The sequence below is a fragment of the Streptomyces fragilis genome (assembly GCF_003112515.1).
Classification (GTDB): Bacteria; Actinomycetota; Actinomycetes; order Streptomycetales; family Streptomycetaceae; genus Streptomyces; species Streptomyces fragilis.
On the sequence record NZ_BEVZ01000004.1, the window covers coordinates 144759 to 160057 of the forward strand.

The 15299-nt window shown below is 76.0% G+C and carries 14 protein-coding genes; 7 read left to right on the forward strand and 7 right to left on the reverse strand.

Translation table 11 applies throughout. The features are described from left to right. Window positions 1-104: 104 nt before the first annotated feature. The 3 genes from Sfr03f_RS13870 to Sfr03f_RS13880 all read left to right on the forward strand — a co-directional run bounded on the left by Sfr03f_RS13870 (window position 105) and on the right by Sfr03f_RS13880 (window position 5957). Window positions 105-1979 (forward strand): HSP90 family protein, encoded by a 1875-nt coding sequence (locus Sfr03f_RS13870; RefSeq protein WP_108954209.1) that lies wholly within the window; start codon window positions 105-107, stop codon window positions 1977-1979. Next, a complete protein-coding gene (locus Sfr03f_RS31230) occupies window positions 1976-5128 on the forward strand; it encodes a tetratricopeptide repeat protein (RefSeq protein WP_245967558.1) in 3153 nt (1050 codons plus the stop codon). Before Sfr03f_RS13870 ends, Sfr03f_RS31230 begins: the two co-directional genes overlap by 4 nt. A 139-nt stretch (window positions 5129-5267) precedes the next feature. Further along, window positions 5268-5957: a DUF4328 domain-containing protein gene (locus Sfr03f_RS13880; protein ID WP_108954210.1), complete on the forward strand. Its 690-nt coding sequence runs from the start codon at window positions 5268-5270 to the stop codon at window positions 5955-5957. Between the two features lie 38 nt (window positions 5958-5995). Here Sfr03f_RS13880 and Sfr03f_RS13885 read toward each other — a convergent pair whose 3' ends face one another. Beyond that, window positions 5996-7717, reverse strand: coding sequence for a DAK2 domain-containing protein (locus Sfr03f_RS13885; protein WP_108954211.1), 1722 nt, complete (start codon window positions 7715-7717; stop codon window positions 5996-5998). Window positions 7718-8012: 295 nt separating this feature from the next. On the opposite strand from Sfr03f_RS13885, the gene rpmB reads away from it, so the two are divergent. Further along, window positions 8013-8198, forward strand: coding sequence for a 50S ribosomal protein L28 (gene rpmB, locus Sfr03f_RS13890; protein WP_108954212.1), 186 nt, complete (start codon window positions 8013-8015; stop codon window positions 8196-8198). Between the two features lie 150 nt (window positions 8199-8348). On the opposite strand, the gene thiD is transcribed toward rpmB, so the two are convergent. Together thiD and Sfr03f_RS13900 are read right to left on the reverse strand one after the other, a co-directional pair. Further along, window positions 8349-9167, reverse strand: coding sequence for a bifunctional hydroxymethylpyrimidine kinase/phosphomethylpyrimidine kinase (gene thiD, locus Sfr03f_RS13895; protein ID WP_108954213.1), 819 nt, complete (start codon window positions 9165-9167; stop codon window positions 8349-8351). Window positions 9168-9174: 7 nt separating this feature from the next. Then, window positions 9175-10140, reverse strand: coding sequence for a thiamine-phosphate kinase (locus Sfr03f_RS13900; protein WP_108954214.1), 966 nt, complete (start codon window positions 10138-10140; stop codon window positions 9175-9177). Between the two features lie 274 nt (window positions 10141-10414). Between Sfr03f_RS13900 and Sfr03f_RS13905 the strand changes: the two genes are divergently transcribed. Together Sfr03f_RS13905 and Sfr03f_RS13910 are read left to right on the forward strand one after the other, a co-directional pair. Further along, the gene (locus tag Sfr03f_RS13905) at window positions 10415-10648 is read left to right on the forward strand and encodes an Lrp/AsnC family transcriptional regulator (RefSeq protein WP_108954215.1); all 234 of its coding nucleotides are present in this window, start codon (window positions 10415-10417) and stop codon (window positions 10646-10648) included. Window positions 10649-10668: 20 nt separating this feature from the next. Next, the gene (locus Sfr03f_RS13910; protein WP_108954216.1) at window positions 10669-11187 is read left to right on the forward strand and encodes a DUF3515 domain-containing protein; all 519 of its coding nucleotides are present in this window, start codon (window positions 10669-10671) and stop codon (window positions 11185-11187) included. A gap of 18 nt (window positions 11188-11205) precedes the next feature. Here the strand turns inward: Sfr03f_RS13910 and Sfr03f_RS13915 are convergent, their stop codons facing one another. The 4 genes from Sfr03f_RS13915 to Sfr03f_RS13930 all read right to left on the reverse strand — a co-directional run bounded on the left by Sfr03f_RS13915 (window position 11206) and on the right by Sfr03f_RS13930 (window position 13913). Continuing rightward, on the reverse strand, window positions 11206-11544 hold the full coding sequence (locus Sfr03f_RS13915; protein ID WP_108954217.1) for a hypothetical protein: 339 nt from the start codon (window positions 11542-11544) through the stop codon (window positions 11206-11208). Window positions 11545-11605: 61 nt separating this feature from the next. Next, on the reverse strand, window positions 11606-12328 hold the full coding sequence (locus Sfr03f_RS31235) for a class F sortase (RefSeq protein WP_245967559.1): 723 nt from the start codon (window positions 12326-12328) through the stop codon (window positions 11606-11608). Further along, window positions 12321-13169, reverse strand: a complete 849-nt coding sequence (locus Sfr03f_RS13925; protein ID WP_108954218.1) for a DUF4397 domain-containing protein — start codon at window positions 13167-13169, stop codon at window positions 12321-12323. The genes Sfr03f_RS31235 and Sfr03f_RS13925 overlap by 8 nt, the downstream gene beginning before the upstream one ends. A 111-nt stretch (window positions 13170-13280) precedes the next feature. After that, on the reverse strand, window positions 13281-13913 hold the full coding sequence (locus Sfr03f_RS13930; RefSeq protein ID WP_108954219.1) for an RNA polymerase sigma factor: 633 nt from the start codon (window positions 13911-13913) through the stop codon (window positions 13281-13283). Window positions 13914-14093: 180 nt separating this feature from the next. On the opposite strand from Sfr03f_RS13930, the gene Sfr03f_RS13935 reads away from it, so the two are divergent. After that, the gene (locus Sfr03f_RS13935) at window positions 14094-15188 is read left to right on the forward strand and encodes a MerR family transcriptional regulator (RefSeq protein WP_108954220.1); all 1095 of its coding nucleotides are present in this window, start codon (window positions 14094-14096) and stop codon (window positions 15186-15188) included. Window positions 15189-15299 lie beyond the last annotated feature (111 nt).

Consider the following 15299-nt stretch of genomic DNA (forward strand, 5'->3'; position numbering starts at 1 on the left):
TTCTAGGATGGCGCGTCCCGCAACCCCGCCCCGCGGTCCACCGCCCCATACGGTGCCGCCCGACCCCGCGCCGAGCCCTCGCATCCCCCACCGGCGCCGTGACGATGGACTCCCAGACCCCGAAGCCGTCCCAGCCCGCACCCGCCGCCCCGCACTCCTTCCAGGTCGACCTGCGCGGTCTGGTGGACCTGCTCTCCCACCACCTGTACTCCAGCCCGAAGGTCTACCTGCGCGAGCTGCTGCAGAACGCGGTGGACGCCGTCACCGCGCGGCGCGCGGAGGATCCGGACGCCCCGGCCCGCGTGCGGCTGCACGCGGGCGGCGGGACGCTGCGGGTGGAGGACACCGGCGTCGGCCTCACCGAGGAGGACGTCCACCAGCTGCTGGCGACCATCGGCCGCAGCTCCAAGCGCGGCGACGCGGCCTCGCTGGAGTCGGCGCGCTCGGGGTTCCTCGGACAGTTCGGCATCGGTCTGCTGGCCTGCTTCCTGGTCGCCGAGGAGATCCGGGTGGTCAGCCGCAGCGCCCGCTCGCCCGGCTCTCCTCCGGTGGAGTGGCTGGCGACCGACGACGGTTCGTACACCGTGCGGACGCTGCCCGACGAGGCCCGCGCCGAGCCCGGCACCACCGTGCACCTGCGGGCGCGCGCCGGGGCGGGGCAGTGGCTGGAGGAGGAGCGGGTGCTGAAGCTGGCCCGCGACTTCGGTTCGCTGCTGCCGTACGACGTGCGGGTGAACGACGAGGCGGTCACCGACCTGCCGGCGCCCTGGGACCGCTCGTACCAGAGCCCGTCGACCCGGCGGGTGGCGCTGGCGCGGCACTGCCGTGAGCTGTTCGGCTTCACCCCGCTGGACTCGATCGACCTGGACGTGCCGGTGGCCGGGGTGCGGGGCGTGGCGTACGTGCTGCCGGCCGCGGTCAGCCCGGCGCAGCGGGCCGGTCATCGCGTGCACCTCAAGGGCATGCTGCTGACCGACCGGGCCGACGAACTGCTGCCGGACTGGGCGTTCTTCGTGCGGTGCGTGCTGGACACGGACACCCTGCGGCCGACCGCCTCGCGGGAGTCGCTGTACGAGGACGAGACGCTGGCGGCGGTGCGCGAGGCCCTCGGCGAGCGGATCCGGTCGTGGCTGACGGGGCTGGCGGCGGGCGACCCGGACCGGCTGACGGCGTTCCTGGCCGTGCACCACCTGGGCGTGAAGGCGCTGGCGCGGCACGACGCGGAGATGCTGCGGGTGATGCTGCCCTGGCTGCCGTTCGAGACGACGGACGGGCGGCTGTCGCTGGAGGAGTTCGCCCAGCGGCACAAGATCGTGCACTTCACGCGGACCGTGGAGGAGTACCGGCAGGTGTCGGCGATCGCCTCGGCGCAGGGCGTCGGCGTGGTCAACGGCGGCTACACCTACGACACCGAGCTGGTGGAGGCGCTGCCCTCGGTGCGGCCGGGGACGGTGGTCGCGGAGCTGGACGCGGACGTGGTGACGGCCCACCTGGACTCGGTGGACCCGTCGGTGGAGCTGGCGCTGCAGCCGTTCCTGGCGGCGGCGCGGGCCCGGCTGGACGCCCTGGGCTGCGACGTGGTGCTGCGGGCCTTCCACCCGATGACGGTGCCGGCGCTCCACCTGGACGACCGCTCCGCGCGCCACGAGCAGGCGCGGGCGGAGGCCGAGGAGCAGGCCGACGACCTGTGGTCGGGCATCCTCGGCTCGCTGCGAGGCGGGGCGCCGCGCGCCCGCCTGGTGCTCAACCACCTCAACCCGCTGGTCCGGCGCCTGGGTTCGCTGACGGACCAGGAGCTGGTCGGCACGGCGACGGAGTCCCTGTACGGGCAGGCGCTACTCATGGCGCAGCGGCCGCTGCGGCCCGCGGACACCGCGCTGCTCAACCGTGCGTTCCTCGGCCTGCTGGAGTGGGCCACGCACGGCGGCGCCACGCCCGGCGACGCCATGCCCGGCGACAACGAGGAGGACGTCCGTTGACTTCCGTCACCAGCCTGGACGAGCTGCGCCGCGCGATCGCGGAGAACGGCGAGCGGCCGGAGGGACCGTCGCGCAACGCGCGGGCCGAGCAACTGCTCGCGGACGCCGAGGCGTTGGGCATACCTCTGGCCGTGATCGAGGCGCTGGGCCACCAGCTGACCGTCTACAACTACAGCTCGGAGAAGGACAAGGCGTTCGTGCCGTTCGCCCGGCTGCTGCGGATGTGGGACGAGCGGCCGGAGGACTTCGACGCGTACGAGACGCACTCGCTGTTCTGGCGCTTCAAGTGGATGTCGACGGGGATGCTGGGACAGCCGCACATCCCGCTGGACGCCATGGAGAACTGGCTGGAGGAGATGGAGCGCCGCTACCGGCTGGCGGGCCACTCCGAGCGGGCCGTGCGGTCCTGCGAGTTCCACGTCGCCAGTCACGTCGGCGACCTGGAGCGGGCGGAGCGCGCCTACCAGGCGTGGCTGGCGGCGGACCGGGACCGGATGGCCGACTGCTACGCCTGCGAGCTGCAGGGGCAGGGCTGGTGGCAGGTGATGGCCGGCCGTGACGCGGAGGCGCTGGAGGTGTGGGGTCCGGTCCTGGAGGGCCGCTTCACCTGCGCCCACGAGCCGCACAACGTGCTGGCGTCCTCGCTGCTGCCGCTGCTGCGGCTGGGCCGCCTCGACGAGGCGAAGGCCCACCACCTGCGCGGCTTCCGCCTGGTGCGCGCGACGGAGAGCATGCGGTCCTCCTACGCCGAGCACGTGGAGTTCTGCGCGCTGACCGGCAATGAGGCGCGGGCGCTGGAGCTGCTGGCGCAGCGGCCGGCGTACTTCACCGACGACGGGCACCCGTCGAGCAAGAAGGACTACCTGGCGGTGACCGCGCTGGTCATGGACCGGCTGGTGGCGCTGGGCATGGGCGCGCGGCAGGTGCCGGGGCCGGCCGGCCGTGACTGGACGGCCGCGGAGCTCGCCGCGCACGCGCGGCAGGAGGCGCTGTCGCTGGCGGAGGCCTTCGACCGGCGCAACGGCACCTCGTACGTCAGCGACCAGGTGCGGGAGCGGATGGCGCGCGAGCCGCTGGTGGAGCGCCTGCCGCTGGGTGTGCGGGTCTCCGTCGCCACGGTGGGGCCGCGGCCGGCCTCGGCGGCCGGGGCGGCGTCCTCCGGGTCGTCCGACGGGCGGCAGGACCTGGCGGCGCTGCTGGCCGAGGCACGGCGGCGGTCGGAGGCGCTGCTGCCGAGCGCGGTGGAGGCGTGGGAGGCGGTGGAGCGGGCCGCCGGGTCCGCCGGGGCCACCGTGGCGTCGGGCGGCGCGGCGAGCGTCGGCAGCGCGGCGAACGCGGACAGCCCGGCCGGGGCAGGCAGCACGGCGAACGCAGGCGGGGCGGTGACCCCCGGCAGCGCGGCAGGCGCAGGCAGCACGGCGAACGCGGACGGCCCGGCGGGTGCAGACGGCCCGGTGGGTGCGGACGACGCGGCGGGTGCGGACGGCCCGGTGGGTGCGGACGACGCGGCGGCGGGCGTGGTGCTCACCGCGCGGGACCGGGCGGAGATCGCCGAGCACCGGGCGATGGCGCTGGGCCCCGACGGCCTGGACCTGTTCGCCACCGCGGCCACCCTGTACGCCGAGGCGGGCGACCTGGGCGAGGCGCTGGCCGCGCGGGCCCGCGGGGTGTACGCGCGGACGCTGTCCGGCAAGCTCGACGGGGCGCTGGAGGACGTGACCGCGCCGTACCGGCAGTGCCTGGCGCTGTTCGCGGCCGGGGACACCGGGGTGCGGCAGACCGCCTCCGTGCTGATGGCCCGGGCGCGCGTGCTGCTGCGGCTCACCCAGGGCGCCGACGGGCAGGAGCCCGACCCGGCGGCGGAGACCGAGGCGGCCGAGGGAACCCGGGAGGCGGCCCGCGAGGTGCTGGCCTTCGTCGCGGAGCACGCCCCGGGCACCGAGGACCCGCACCTGGTCTCCCGGACCGCCGAGGCGCACGCGATGCTCGGCGACCTGGCCGGGTCCCCCGAGGAGGCGGTGCCCGAACTGACGCTCGCGGTGCGGCAGTTCCTGGATGCGGGGCTGCCCTGGTACACGGTGGAGTACGAGTCGCGGCTGGCCGCGATCGCCCACCACCTGGACGACCCGGAGACCGCGGCGCTGCACCTGCGGGCCGCGCTGGAGCACGGCGGCCAGGCACTGCCCGCGGCCGGGCACGCCCATCTCCACCTGCAGCTGTGCGAGGTGCTGACGGAGTGCGCGGACGGCGGCGCGGTGGTGGCCGAGGCCGCCGACCACGCGCTGGAGGCCGCGCACTGGGCCGACGAGGCCGGCCAGGGCGCCACGCTGGGCGCCTACGCGCGGCACCGTCTCGGCGGGCTGCTGCACCGGCAGGGGCGCTGGGCGGAGGCGGCGGAGGTCATGGAGTCCACGCTGCCGGACCTGTCGCCCGAGACGCACGGCGACGGCGTGGTGGTGCAGACGCTGTGGTGGCTGGGCGACTGCCTGGCGGCGCTCGGCGACCACCGTGAGGCGGCGGAGCGCCGGCTGCGGGCGGCCGAGCTGGCGGCGCACTGGCCGGAGCAGTGGGACCACGCGACGCTGGCGCACCTCGCCGCCGAGTCGCTCTCGCGGGCCGAGCTGCCGTCCGAGGCGGACGCCGCGTACGCGCGGGCCGGGGAGCTCTGGCGTGAGCTGGGCGACCTGCCGGGGCAGGTGCGGGCGCTGCGGGCACGGGCGTGGCTGGCGGCCGAGGACGACGCTCCCGCGGCGCGGCAGCTGATGGAGCAGGCGCTGGCCGCGTGCCGGGAGGCGGTGACCGTGGCGGAGGACGACGCCGGGCGGCTGCCCGCGCAGGCGGAACTCGCGGGCACGCACCATCAGTTCGGCGGGCTGCTCGCCGACCACGAGGGGCCCTCGGAGGAGGCGCGCGGGCACCTCACGGAGGCGGTGTCGGGGTTCGCCGCCCTCGGGGAGGCCGCCCGGGCGGCCCACGCGGACGCGCTCCTCACCCTGGGGCGTCTGGAGTCCGCGCTCGGCCGGCCCGCCGACGCGGCCGCCCGTGCCCGCGCGGTCCTCGCCGCCTGCGACGCGGACCCCGACCCCTCCGGCCCCCTCCACGCCCGCCGTTCGGACGCCGAGGCCCTCCTCCAGGAGACGGCCTCCTGACCGCCGCCCGCCCCGCGAGCCGCGCGTCTGCGCGCCCCGTGGGGCGGGACGGACACGCCGCCGACCCGCGGCCCGGCGTGCGCCCGCCCTCGAACCCGTCCTCGCGTTCCTTCACCGTCCAGCCCTCAGGATCCTCACCATGTCCGCGCCCGGCGCCCTTCGTCCGCCCGTCGTCCCGCGCGGTGCGCGGCCTGCCTCGCGGGGCCCGCTCGTCGTTCTGACGGTCCTGCTGGCGGCAGCGGCGCTCAGCGACCTGTTCGCCGTCCACGCCGGCGTCCGGCTGCTCACGCTGCTCGGCGGGGACCAGGGTTTCGTCGCCGTGCCCGTGGACGAACTGCGCTCCGCGCACGAGCTGTACGGGACCACCGCGGGGCGTCTGCAGGCGGCGGCCCATCTCCTCTGCGCGGTCGCCTTCCTCGTCTGGTTCGTCGCGATGCGCCGCGCCGCCGGGCCCCTGGCGCCGGACCGTTTCCGCAACGGCCCCGGCTGGGCGCTCGCCGCCTGGTTCGTCCCGGTGGCGAACCTCGTCCTCCCCCACCGGGTCGCCGTCGACATGTGGCGGGCCTGCTCCCCCACGCCGTCCGAGGAGCGGACGCCGCCCCGCACACCGCTGTGGCCGGTGCACCTCTGGTGGGGCCTGTTCCTCGGGGCCGTCCTGATCGGCCGATGCGGCGCCGCGGGCCTCGACCTGGCCGACACCCTCCAGCGGACGAGGACCGCCGTGGCCCTGTCCACCGCGAGCGACCTGCTGGCCGTCGCCTCCGCGGCCTCGGCCGCGTACTTCGCCGTCCGCCTGACGGCCATGCACCGCGCGAAGGCGTCCCGGTAACGGCCCCACCACGCCGACGGCGTCAGTCCACGCCGATGTCACTCCACGCCGATGAGGAGGGGGGCTCCCTGGGCGCCGCCGTGGTGGACGACGGTGTCGACGGCGAGGTGGTGGTCGTGGACGTGCGCCTCGAGGGTGGCGGCGAGGGCGGCGGGGGCGGTGTCGTCGAGGACCAGGGTGACGAGTTCGCCGCCCGCGGAGAGCATGCGGTCCAGGACGTCGAGCGCCACCGCGGTGACGTCCGAGCCGATGAGGGCGACGTCGCCCTCGACCATGCCGAGGACGTCACCCGGCTGGCAGATGCCGGCCATGGTCCACGCCTGCCGGTCGGCGACCGCGACCTCGGCGAACCGCGTCGCGCCGGCCGCGGAGGTCATGGACACCACGTCCTCGTCGAAGCTGCGCTCCGGCTGGTGGACGGCGAGCGCGGCGATCCCCTGGACCGCGGCGCGGGTGGGGATCAGGGCGACGCGGATCCCCTCGGCCCGGGCCTGTTCCGCGGCGGCCGCGGCGGTGCGGCGCAGCTCGTCGTCGTTGGGGAGCAGCACCACCTCGCGGGCGTGCGCGGCGCGGACGGCATCCAGCAGTTCCTCGGTGGAGACCGGCCGCCCGGAGGGCGCCAGCACCGTGGCCGCGCCCGTCTCGGCGCACAGCGCGGCCAGCCCCTCGCCGGGCAGGACCGCGACGACCGCCCGCCGGCTCGGCTCCGCCGGGGCGCCGTGCCCGCCCGCCCGCCCCGCGGTCGCGGCGGCGTCGGCGGCGAAGTGCGTGATGCGGATCCGGTGCGGCCGCCCCGTCTCGACCGCGGCCTCCACCGCGGCTCCCGGGTCGTCGACGTGGACGTGGACGTTCCACAGCCCGTCGCCGCCGACCACCACCAGGGAGTCGCCGAGGGCGTCCAGCCGCCCGCGGAGCCGGTCCACGGCGGCGTCGTCGCACCCGTCGAGGAGGAAGATCACCTCGTAGGCCGGGCCGTCGCCGCCCTCCCCGTGCCCACCCGTCGCGCACCCGGTGGCGGCCTCGGCGGCGGGGTGCTGCGCGGCCGCCGAGGCCGTCGCCGATCCGGCCGGCCGGGTCACCGGCGTCACCCGGGGCCGCTCCCCGGTGAGCGCCTCGACCAGCGCGCCCAGGACGGCGACCAGCCCGCGCCCGCCCGCGTCGACGACGCCGGCCCGGCCCAGGGTCTCCAGCTGTCCCGGTGTCCGGGCGAGGGCCTCGCAGGCTCCCTCGTACGCGGCCCGCGCCACCGTGCCGCAGTCCGCGTCGGCTCCGGCCGAGGCCGCGGACGCGGCGGAGGCCGCGGTGGCGGCCGCCGCGGCGGCCGAGGCGACGGTCAGCACGGTGCCCTCCACCGGGCGCGCCACGGCGTCCCAGGCGGAGTCGGCGGCCCGCCGCAGCGCCGCGCACAGCCCGTCGGCGTCCGCGTGGGGGGCCTTGTCGTCGAGGCCGTCGGCCAGGCCGCGCAGCAGCTGCGCGCAGATGGTGCCGGAGTTGCCCCGGGCGCCGACCAGCGCGCCGTGGGCCATGGCCCGCATCGCCTCGGAGTGGGAGGGGAGGGCCCCGGCGGCGAAGGCGTCCTCGACGCCCGCGGCGGCCGCCTCGAGGGTCAGGTAGAGATTGGTCCCGGTGTCGCCGTCGGGCACCGGGTAGACGTTGATGGCGTCGATCTCCTCGCGCGCCCGTCCCAGCGCGGCGAGCGCCAGAGCGCACCAGGCGCGCACCGTGGATGCGTCGAAGAACGTCTCCGGCACCTTCGGCACCCTGCGCCTCCCTGATGTGATGGTCTGCTGGACCGGAAGGCAGCGTAGTCCCCGCCCGCGGCCGGTGTTCCACCCTGTCTCCCCGACCCCGGCGGCACCGCCCCGTGCGAGGGCTCCGGGCGGGCGGACGGAGGCTCCGTGGTAGTTTCGTCGAACGGACACAGCCGTTGTATGCTGTTCCGGTTGCCCGATCCGTTCGGGCCATTCCCCTGGCAAGGCCACTCAGATCCCTTCGATCCGACCCCTGGCATGCCGGGGTCCACCGTAAGTGCATCTGAAGTCTTTGGAGTGACCCGTGGCTGCCAACTGCGACGTCTGCGGCAAGGGCCCGAGCTTCGGCAACAACATCTCGTTTTCGCACCGCCGTACGCCCCGTCGCTGGAACCCCAACATCCAGCGCGTTCGTACCGTGGTGGGCGGGACGCCGAAGCGCGTGAACGCTTGCACCTCGTGCATCAAGGCCGGCAAGGTCTCGCGCTGACGTCCATCACCCACTCTCCCGGGACTCCCCGGGTTGTGGGGACATCACGCGCGGCCACTGCTGGTTCGCTGCATTGAGCCGGTCCACGATTCCCGTGGACCGGCTTTCTGCTGTCCGTCCGGACGCGCCGCCCCGGGCGGGGCAGGCCCGTCACCGTCCGCGCGTGCGCCAGCCGTGGTCGACGGGGCCGATGCCCGACCCGAGCCGGAACCCGGCGGCTATCGCGCCCGTGACGTACTCCTTCGCCCCGGCCACCGCCTCCGGCACCGGCAGCCCGAGCGCGAGGTGGGAGGCGATCGCGGAGGCGAGGGTGCATCCGGTGCCGTGGGTGTGGCGGTTGTCGAGCCGCGGTGCCCGGAGCCAGTGCTCCTCGGCGCCGTCGGTCAGCAGGTCCACCGCCTCGCCCGCCAGGTGACCGCCCTTGACCAGCACCCAGCGCGGCCCGAACTCCAGCAGGGCGGCGGCCGCCCGCCGCATGCCGCTCTCGTCCTCCACCCGCACGCCGGTGAGCTGGGCCACCTCGTCCAGGTTGGGGGTCACCACGGTGGCCGCGGGCAGCAGCCGGCCGCGCACCGCGTCGAGGGCGGAGGCGGCCAGCAGCGGATCGCCGTGCTTGGAGACGCTCACCGGGTCGACCACCGCCGGCGCGGCGGTCGAGCCGATCAGCTCGGCGACGAGCTCGACCAGCTCGGCGGAGGACAGCATCCCGGTCTTGACGGCGTGCACGCCGATGTCGTCGGCCACCGCCCGGTACTGGGCGCGCACCGCCTCGGCGGGGAGGTCCCACACGCCGTGCACGCCGCGTGAGTTCTGCGCGGTGACGGCGGTCAGCACGCTCATGCCGTGCACGCCGAGCGCGAGCATCGTCTTCAGGTCCGCCTGGATGCCCGCGCCGCCGCCGGAGTCGGATCCGGCGACGGTCAGCACCAGCGGCGGCGCCTGGGCGCCGGTCGTCTCCTGGTCCCCCACGTGCTTCTCAGTCCTCCATGTCCGCGAAGTGGTCCCAGCCGCCCTTGCGGGTCCAGGGGGCGCCGTCCACGGTGACCTGGGGCAGCGCCGACGGGTTGAGGACCTCGCCGATCACCTTCCACCGGGCGGGCAGCTTCACGTCGGGCGGGAAGGTGGCCACGATGGCGTGGTCCTCGCCCCCGGTGAGCACCCACTGCAGCGGGTCGACGCCGACCGCGGAGCCGATGTCGTGCATCTGGGTGGGGATGTCCAGCGCGCCGGAGCGGATGTCGATGCGGACCTTGCTGGCTTCCGCGATGTGCCCGAGGTCGGCGATCAGGCCGTCGCTGACGTCGCACATGGCGGTCGCCCCGAGCGAGGCCGCGGCGGGACCCGCGTGGTACGGCGGCTCGGGGCGGCGGTGCGCCTCCACGAAGGCGCGCGGCGAGCGGAACCCGCGGGAGAGCACCGCGTAGCCGGCCGCCGACCAGCCCAGCCAGCCGGTGACCGCGACCAGGTCGCCGGGCTGCGCGCCGGCCCGGGTCACCGGTTCGTGGTTGCGCAGGTCGCCGAGGGCCGTGATGGAGACGGTGATGGTGTCGCCTCGCACGACGTCCCCGCCGACCACGGCCGCGCCGGCCACCTGGCACTCGTCGCGCAGGCCGTCCATCAGCTCCGTCGGCCAGGTCACCGGCAGGTCGGCAGGCAGCACCAGGCCGAGCAGCAGGGCCGTCGGCACGGCGCCCATCGCGGCGATGTCGGCCAGGTTCTGCGCGGCGGCCTTGCGGCCGACGTCGTAGGCGGTCGACCAGTCCCGGCGGAAGTGGCGGCCCTCGATCAGGATGTCGGTGCTCGCCACCACGCGCCGGTCGGGTGCGGAGACCACGGCGGCGTCGTCGCCCGGACCGAGCCGGACCGCCGGGGTGGTGGTGAGCCGGGAGGTGAGCTCCCTGATGAGCCCGAACTCCCCCAGTTCCCCCACGGTTCCCTTCACCGCGTCTCACCGTTCCCTTCAGCCGTCGTTGTGCCGGGTATCAGTGTCATGCGTATCCCCCTGTGTACATGTCGGCGGGGTCCGCCTGCGCGCGGGGCCTCCCGGTTCGCAGGTCACGGGCGTCACGGCGGCCGCGGACGGCGTCAACCCGCGCCGGGGAGTGCACCCTGGCGCGAGAGCCCTTGATCGGCGAGGTCTCCCCCCGGGGTGGGGCTACGCGATACCGTGGCGTTCCTTTTCCCCACACGATCCTCGAAGCCGCCCTGGAGGTTCCGTGGTACAGGCGTACATCCTCATCCAGACGGAGGTAGGCAAGGCGTCCTCCGTCGCCGACACGATCAGCAAGTTCTCCGGTGTGATCCAGGCCGAGGACGTGACCGGCCCGTACGACGTGATCGTGCGGGCGCAGTCCGAGTCGGTCGACGAGCTCGGTCGCATGGTCGTCGCGAAGATCCAGGGGGTGGACGGCATCACGCGGACACTGACCTGCCCGGTCGTGCATCTGTAGCCCCCGTCTACCCTGGGCCGGTGAACTCCTCCCGTCACCGGCCTGCCTCCCGTGCCCGTCGGGCCCGTCCGCTCGCGTCGGCGGGCGCGGCCGGGCTGCTGCTGCTCCTGGCTGCCGCCTGCTCCTCGGCAGACGACCGGGCCGAAGCGGCGGTTCCCGCTCCGGGCAAGGAAGTGGCCGGACTCTGCCGTGCGCTGGACGAGGCGCTGCCGGGGACGGTGGTCGACGAGGACCGGTCCGACCCCGAGCCGCAGTCCGAGTTCACGGCGGGCTGGGGAAGCCCGGCGATCATACTCCGCTGCGGCATTCCGCGACCCCCCGTGATGAGCGATCCGGATCAGGTGCCCGTACAGATCGAGGGGGTGTCGTACGTCATGGAGGAGCTGGAGGGCGGCGGGCACCGCTTCACCACGGCGCTGCGCCGGGCGTACGTCGAGGTCACCCTCCCCGAGGAGGTGGCCGCGGAGAGCGGGTCCTTCGCGCTGGTCGACCTGGCGCCCGCGATCAAGCGGACGGTGCCGCGCGGCATCGCGGACTGACCGCCCCGGGCACAGGCCCTAACCGCCGAGCCCTCGGAGCCCGCGGACCCGCCGGAGGATGCCGCGCAGGCGCTGCCGGAGGACGGCGGCGGGCCCGTGCGGAGGGCCGGCCCGCGGCGCGGGGGGCGCCTCCGGATCGCCGAGGCCCTCGGCGATGCGCCGCCAGACCCGCTCCGGGGGCGCGGCCGGCAGGTCCGGCTCCCGCACCCCGCGCGCGGCCGCGACGACAAGCGCGGTCCGGCGCAGTTCCTCCCGGCAGGGCGCGCAGCGGGCGAGGTGGCACACGACGGGGTCGCCGGGCGGGGCCCGGTGGCCCTGGGCGAGTTCCATCAGGCGGGTCGGGTCGACGTGCGCCACCGTAGTCTTCCTTGTCGCTGTGCCGTGCCGCGTTCCGCGCCGCCCGGTGCCGTCGTCGCTCTCACGCGGGGACCGGCTCCGCGACGACGACCAGGTTGGCCCGGTAGCCGCCCTCGCCGGGGACGAAGGGCGGGGCACAGGTGATCAGGGTGAGGACGGGAGGGCCGTCGCGGCGGAACACCGCGGGCGGCAGCGCGTCGTCGGGCACCGTGGTGCGGGCGGTGACGCGGTAGCGGACCGGTTCGGCCCCCTCGCGCCACACCTCCACCTGGTCGCCGGGCTCCGCCTCGCGCAGCAGCGCGAACGTGCCGAGGGCTCCGGTGGCGTCGTCGAGGTGCCCGGCCAGCACGGCGGAGCCGCGGTCGCCGCCCGGGGCGGGGCCGAAGCGGTACCAGCCCGCGACGGCCGGGTCGGACGGCACGCGCATGTCCCCGTCCCGGGTGACGCCGACCGGCAGGACCTGCGCGTCCAGCCCGATCGCGCGCACCAGCACGCGCAGCGGAGCGTGCGCACGACGTTCGTCCTCCTCCCGCGCCGGCCGGTCCGGCCGTGCGGCCGTGCCGGGCGGAGCGGGAGCCAGGGACGGCGCGGGAGACCCCGCGGGAGCCGCAGCGGCGGGAGCCTGGGCGGCGGCGGTCGGCGCGAGGGTGGACGGGTCGGCGAGGGCGGGCCCGAAATCCGGGACCGCCACCGCCTGTCCGGTCCCCTCGTCGACCCCGACGACCGCCGCCAGCGCGGCGATCGTCGTGGCCAGGGCGACGAGTCGGCCCGTCCGCTCACCCACGGCGTTCCGCGGCGCGGCGGACCAGGTGGACGCCGGTCAGGGTGACCGCGCCGGTGACCGCGGCCCAGGCCAGCCAGGCGTCCGGGGAGTTCTGCGTGACTCCGGCGGCCTGCGCGCCGCCCGCGGGGACGGCCTTCGGGGTGCTGCCCATCCCGCTGAGCGTCTGGGTCGCCAGGGCAAGGTTCTTGTCGTTCGCGCTGCCCCAGGCGTAGACGATGTTGTCGCTGCCCTCCTTGAGGTTCAGGTCGGCGGGACCGATCGCCACGGTGTCGGTGCCGGCGAGCGTCACGTCGGCCGAGACGGTGCCGGCGTCCACCACGGTGGAGTCCTGGTTCGGGTTCGTCAGGCCCTTGAAGACGGCCTGTCCGCCGGCCCGGACGTCCACGGCCGGGGCCGCGGCGACGTGCCGCACGGTCAGCCGCGTCTTGCCGGCGTCGATCGTGGACGTGTCGTTCGTGAAGGTGCTGACCGTGGGCTTGCCGTCGGCGGTCAGGTGCGCCGCGATCGTGGCGTTGGCTCCCTCGGGCACCTTGACCGTCTTCTCCAGGGCGGGGGTGCCGTCGGGCCCCTGGCCGGCCTTGAAGAGCTGTATGTCGTAGGTGCCGGCAGCCAGGTCCTGCGGCTGGGTGACGGTGCCGGGCTTGAAGTCGCCCACCAGCCGGTCGCCGTTGGCGTAGACGTCGACGGTCAAGCCCGGCACGCCGTGGAAGACGGACACCTTGGCCGTCTCGGCCGCCTTGTCGCTGTCCCCGGCGGCCACGGCCATGGGCGCGGCGACTCCGAGGGCCAGGGCGCAGGCGCCGGCGGAGGCGGCGATGCGGAAGGGGGTGCGGGAGGTCATGGCAATCATCCCTTCGTGGAGGTCCGCGCGGGCTCGCGCGGTCTCGCTCTTGGTTCGCGCGCGGCTTCCCTGACGGATGCACACGGCGGACATTTTTCTCAAATCGGCCGACTACCCCTGCGGCTCGGTCCTGACTCCCTGGCCTATCGCCGTGCGCAGCCGGTGCAGGCCGCGGCGGGTGTGGCTCTTGACGGTGCCCAGGGGGAGGCCGGTGCGCTCGGCGATGCCGGCCTGGGTCAGGTCCTGGTAGAAGGCCATGCAGAGCACCTCGCGCTGACTGCGGGGCAGCCGGGAGAGGGCGTCGACCAGGAGCACCCGGTCGAGGACGTCGTCGGGCGCGGCGGCGGGGCGCCCGACGAGGTCCTCGTCGCCCTGCCCGACGGTGTCGTGGGGGGTGGGCCGCCTGGTCCGCGCCGCCAGCGCGTCGACGATCTTGCGCCGGGTGATGCCGACGAGCCAGCCGCCCAGCGACCCGCGTTCCGGGTGATAGCCGTCGCGGCCGCGCCAGGCGCCGAGGAAGACCTGCTGCGTCACGTCCTCGGCCTCGTGGGAGTCGCCGAGCGAGCGGGTGGCCATGGTGTGGACGAGGGGGCCCCACCGCCGGTAGACGGCGGCGAAGGCGTCCTGGTCGGCCGCGCGCAGTCCGCGGACGAGTTCCGCCTCGTCGTCCTCGGCGGAGGACCGGGCCCGGGGCGGGGGGCCCGTGGGCCGGACGCCGGTGTCCCGCGTGAACGTGCTGCTCATGATGTGTTCCTCCTGCCGTCTGCGCCGTGCGGGCGGAAACCGCCCGCGGAGCGGGCCAGGACGGCGCGTGCGGCCTCGCCACCGGCTCGTGTCCGCCAGTCTTGTGAGCGAAAACGACGCACTCAACATGCGTCGTTTCTGCGTCGTAAGATGGGGGGCGAGCGACAGGAGGTGCGGACGATGGACGAGGAGCTCCGCGAGGTGGTGGACGAGGGCGGGCTGACCACCGGGGAGGTGGCACGGCGGCTGGGCGTGGCCCCGACCACGGTCCGCACCTGGGACCGCCGTTACGGGCTGGGGCCCGCCACGCGCGACGGCGGGCGGCACCGGCGGTGGACGGCCGCGGACCTGGCCCGGCTGGAGCGGATGTGCGCCCTGACGGCGACGGGCGTGCCGCCGGCCGAGGCCGCGCGGGTGGTCCTCGCCGGGACGGCCCCGGCCGCGCCGCCGCGCGGGGGCCCGGCGACCGGCGCCTCCCGTCGGAGCGGGGCGACCGGCGCCTCTCGTGGGGGCGGGACGGCTTCCGCCCCGCGGGGGGACGAGGCGGCTCCCGCGCCTCGGAGGGCTGGGGCGGCTCCCGCCCCGGTGCGCACGGAGGGCGGTGCGCGCAGCCGGGCCGGGTCGGGGCTGCGGCTGGGCGACGTGCGGCAGGAGTGCAAGGGCATCGCCCGCGCGGCGCTGCGCCTGGACGCCGTGGCCCTCGACGGACTCCTGGACGACGTCATACGCGAGCACGGCCTGGTGGCCTCCTGGACGGAGGTGATCATGCCGACCCTGCAGGCGGTCGGCCGCAAGTGGGAGAGCTCGGGCGAGCGGTACGTGGAGGTCGAGCACTTCCTGTCCTGGCACGTCTCCGGTGCGCTGCGGCGCCACGCGCCTCCGGTGGTCGCCGACCGGCCCGGCGCGACCACGGTGCTCGCCTGCGTCCCCGGGGAGAACCACACGCTGCCGCTGGAGGCGCTGTCGGCGGCGCTGGCCGAACGGGGGCTGCCGGTGCGGATGTTCGGCGGGGCGCTGCCGGTGGAGTCCCTGGTGACCGCCGTGCGCCGGACGGGACCGGCGGTGGTGGGGCTGTGGGCCCAGTCCCGCACCACCGCCAGCCGGCCGCTGGCCCTGCACGTGGCGGCCATCGAGTGGGGGGTGCGCGGGGCCCGCAGACGACCGGCCGTCCTGACCCTGGGCCCCGGCTGGGCCGGCCGGACCGCCGCGGGGCTTCCCCATCCCCCGGGCCTGGCCGAGGCCGTCGCGGCGATGGAGTCCGCGGCGCGCGGCTGAGGTGCGGGCGGCTGAGGCGCGGGCGGTCGGAGGGCGCGCGGGTTGAGGTGCGGGTGGCCGAGGTGCCGGCGGCCGGGCGGCGGGTACCCGGCGGCGGTGCTGTCCGGCCCC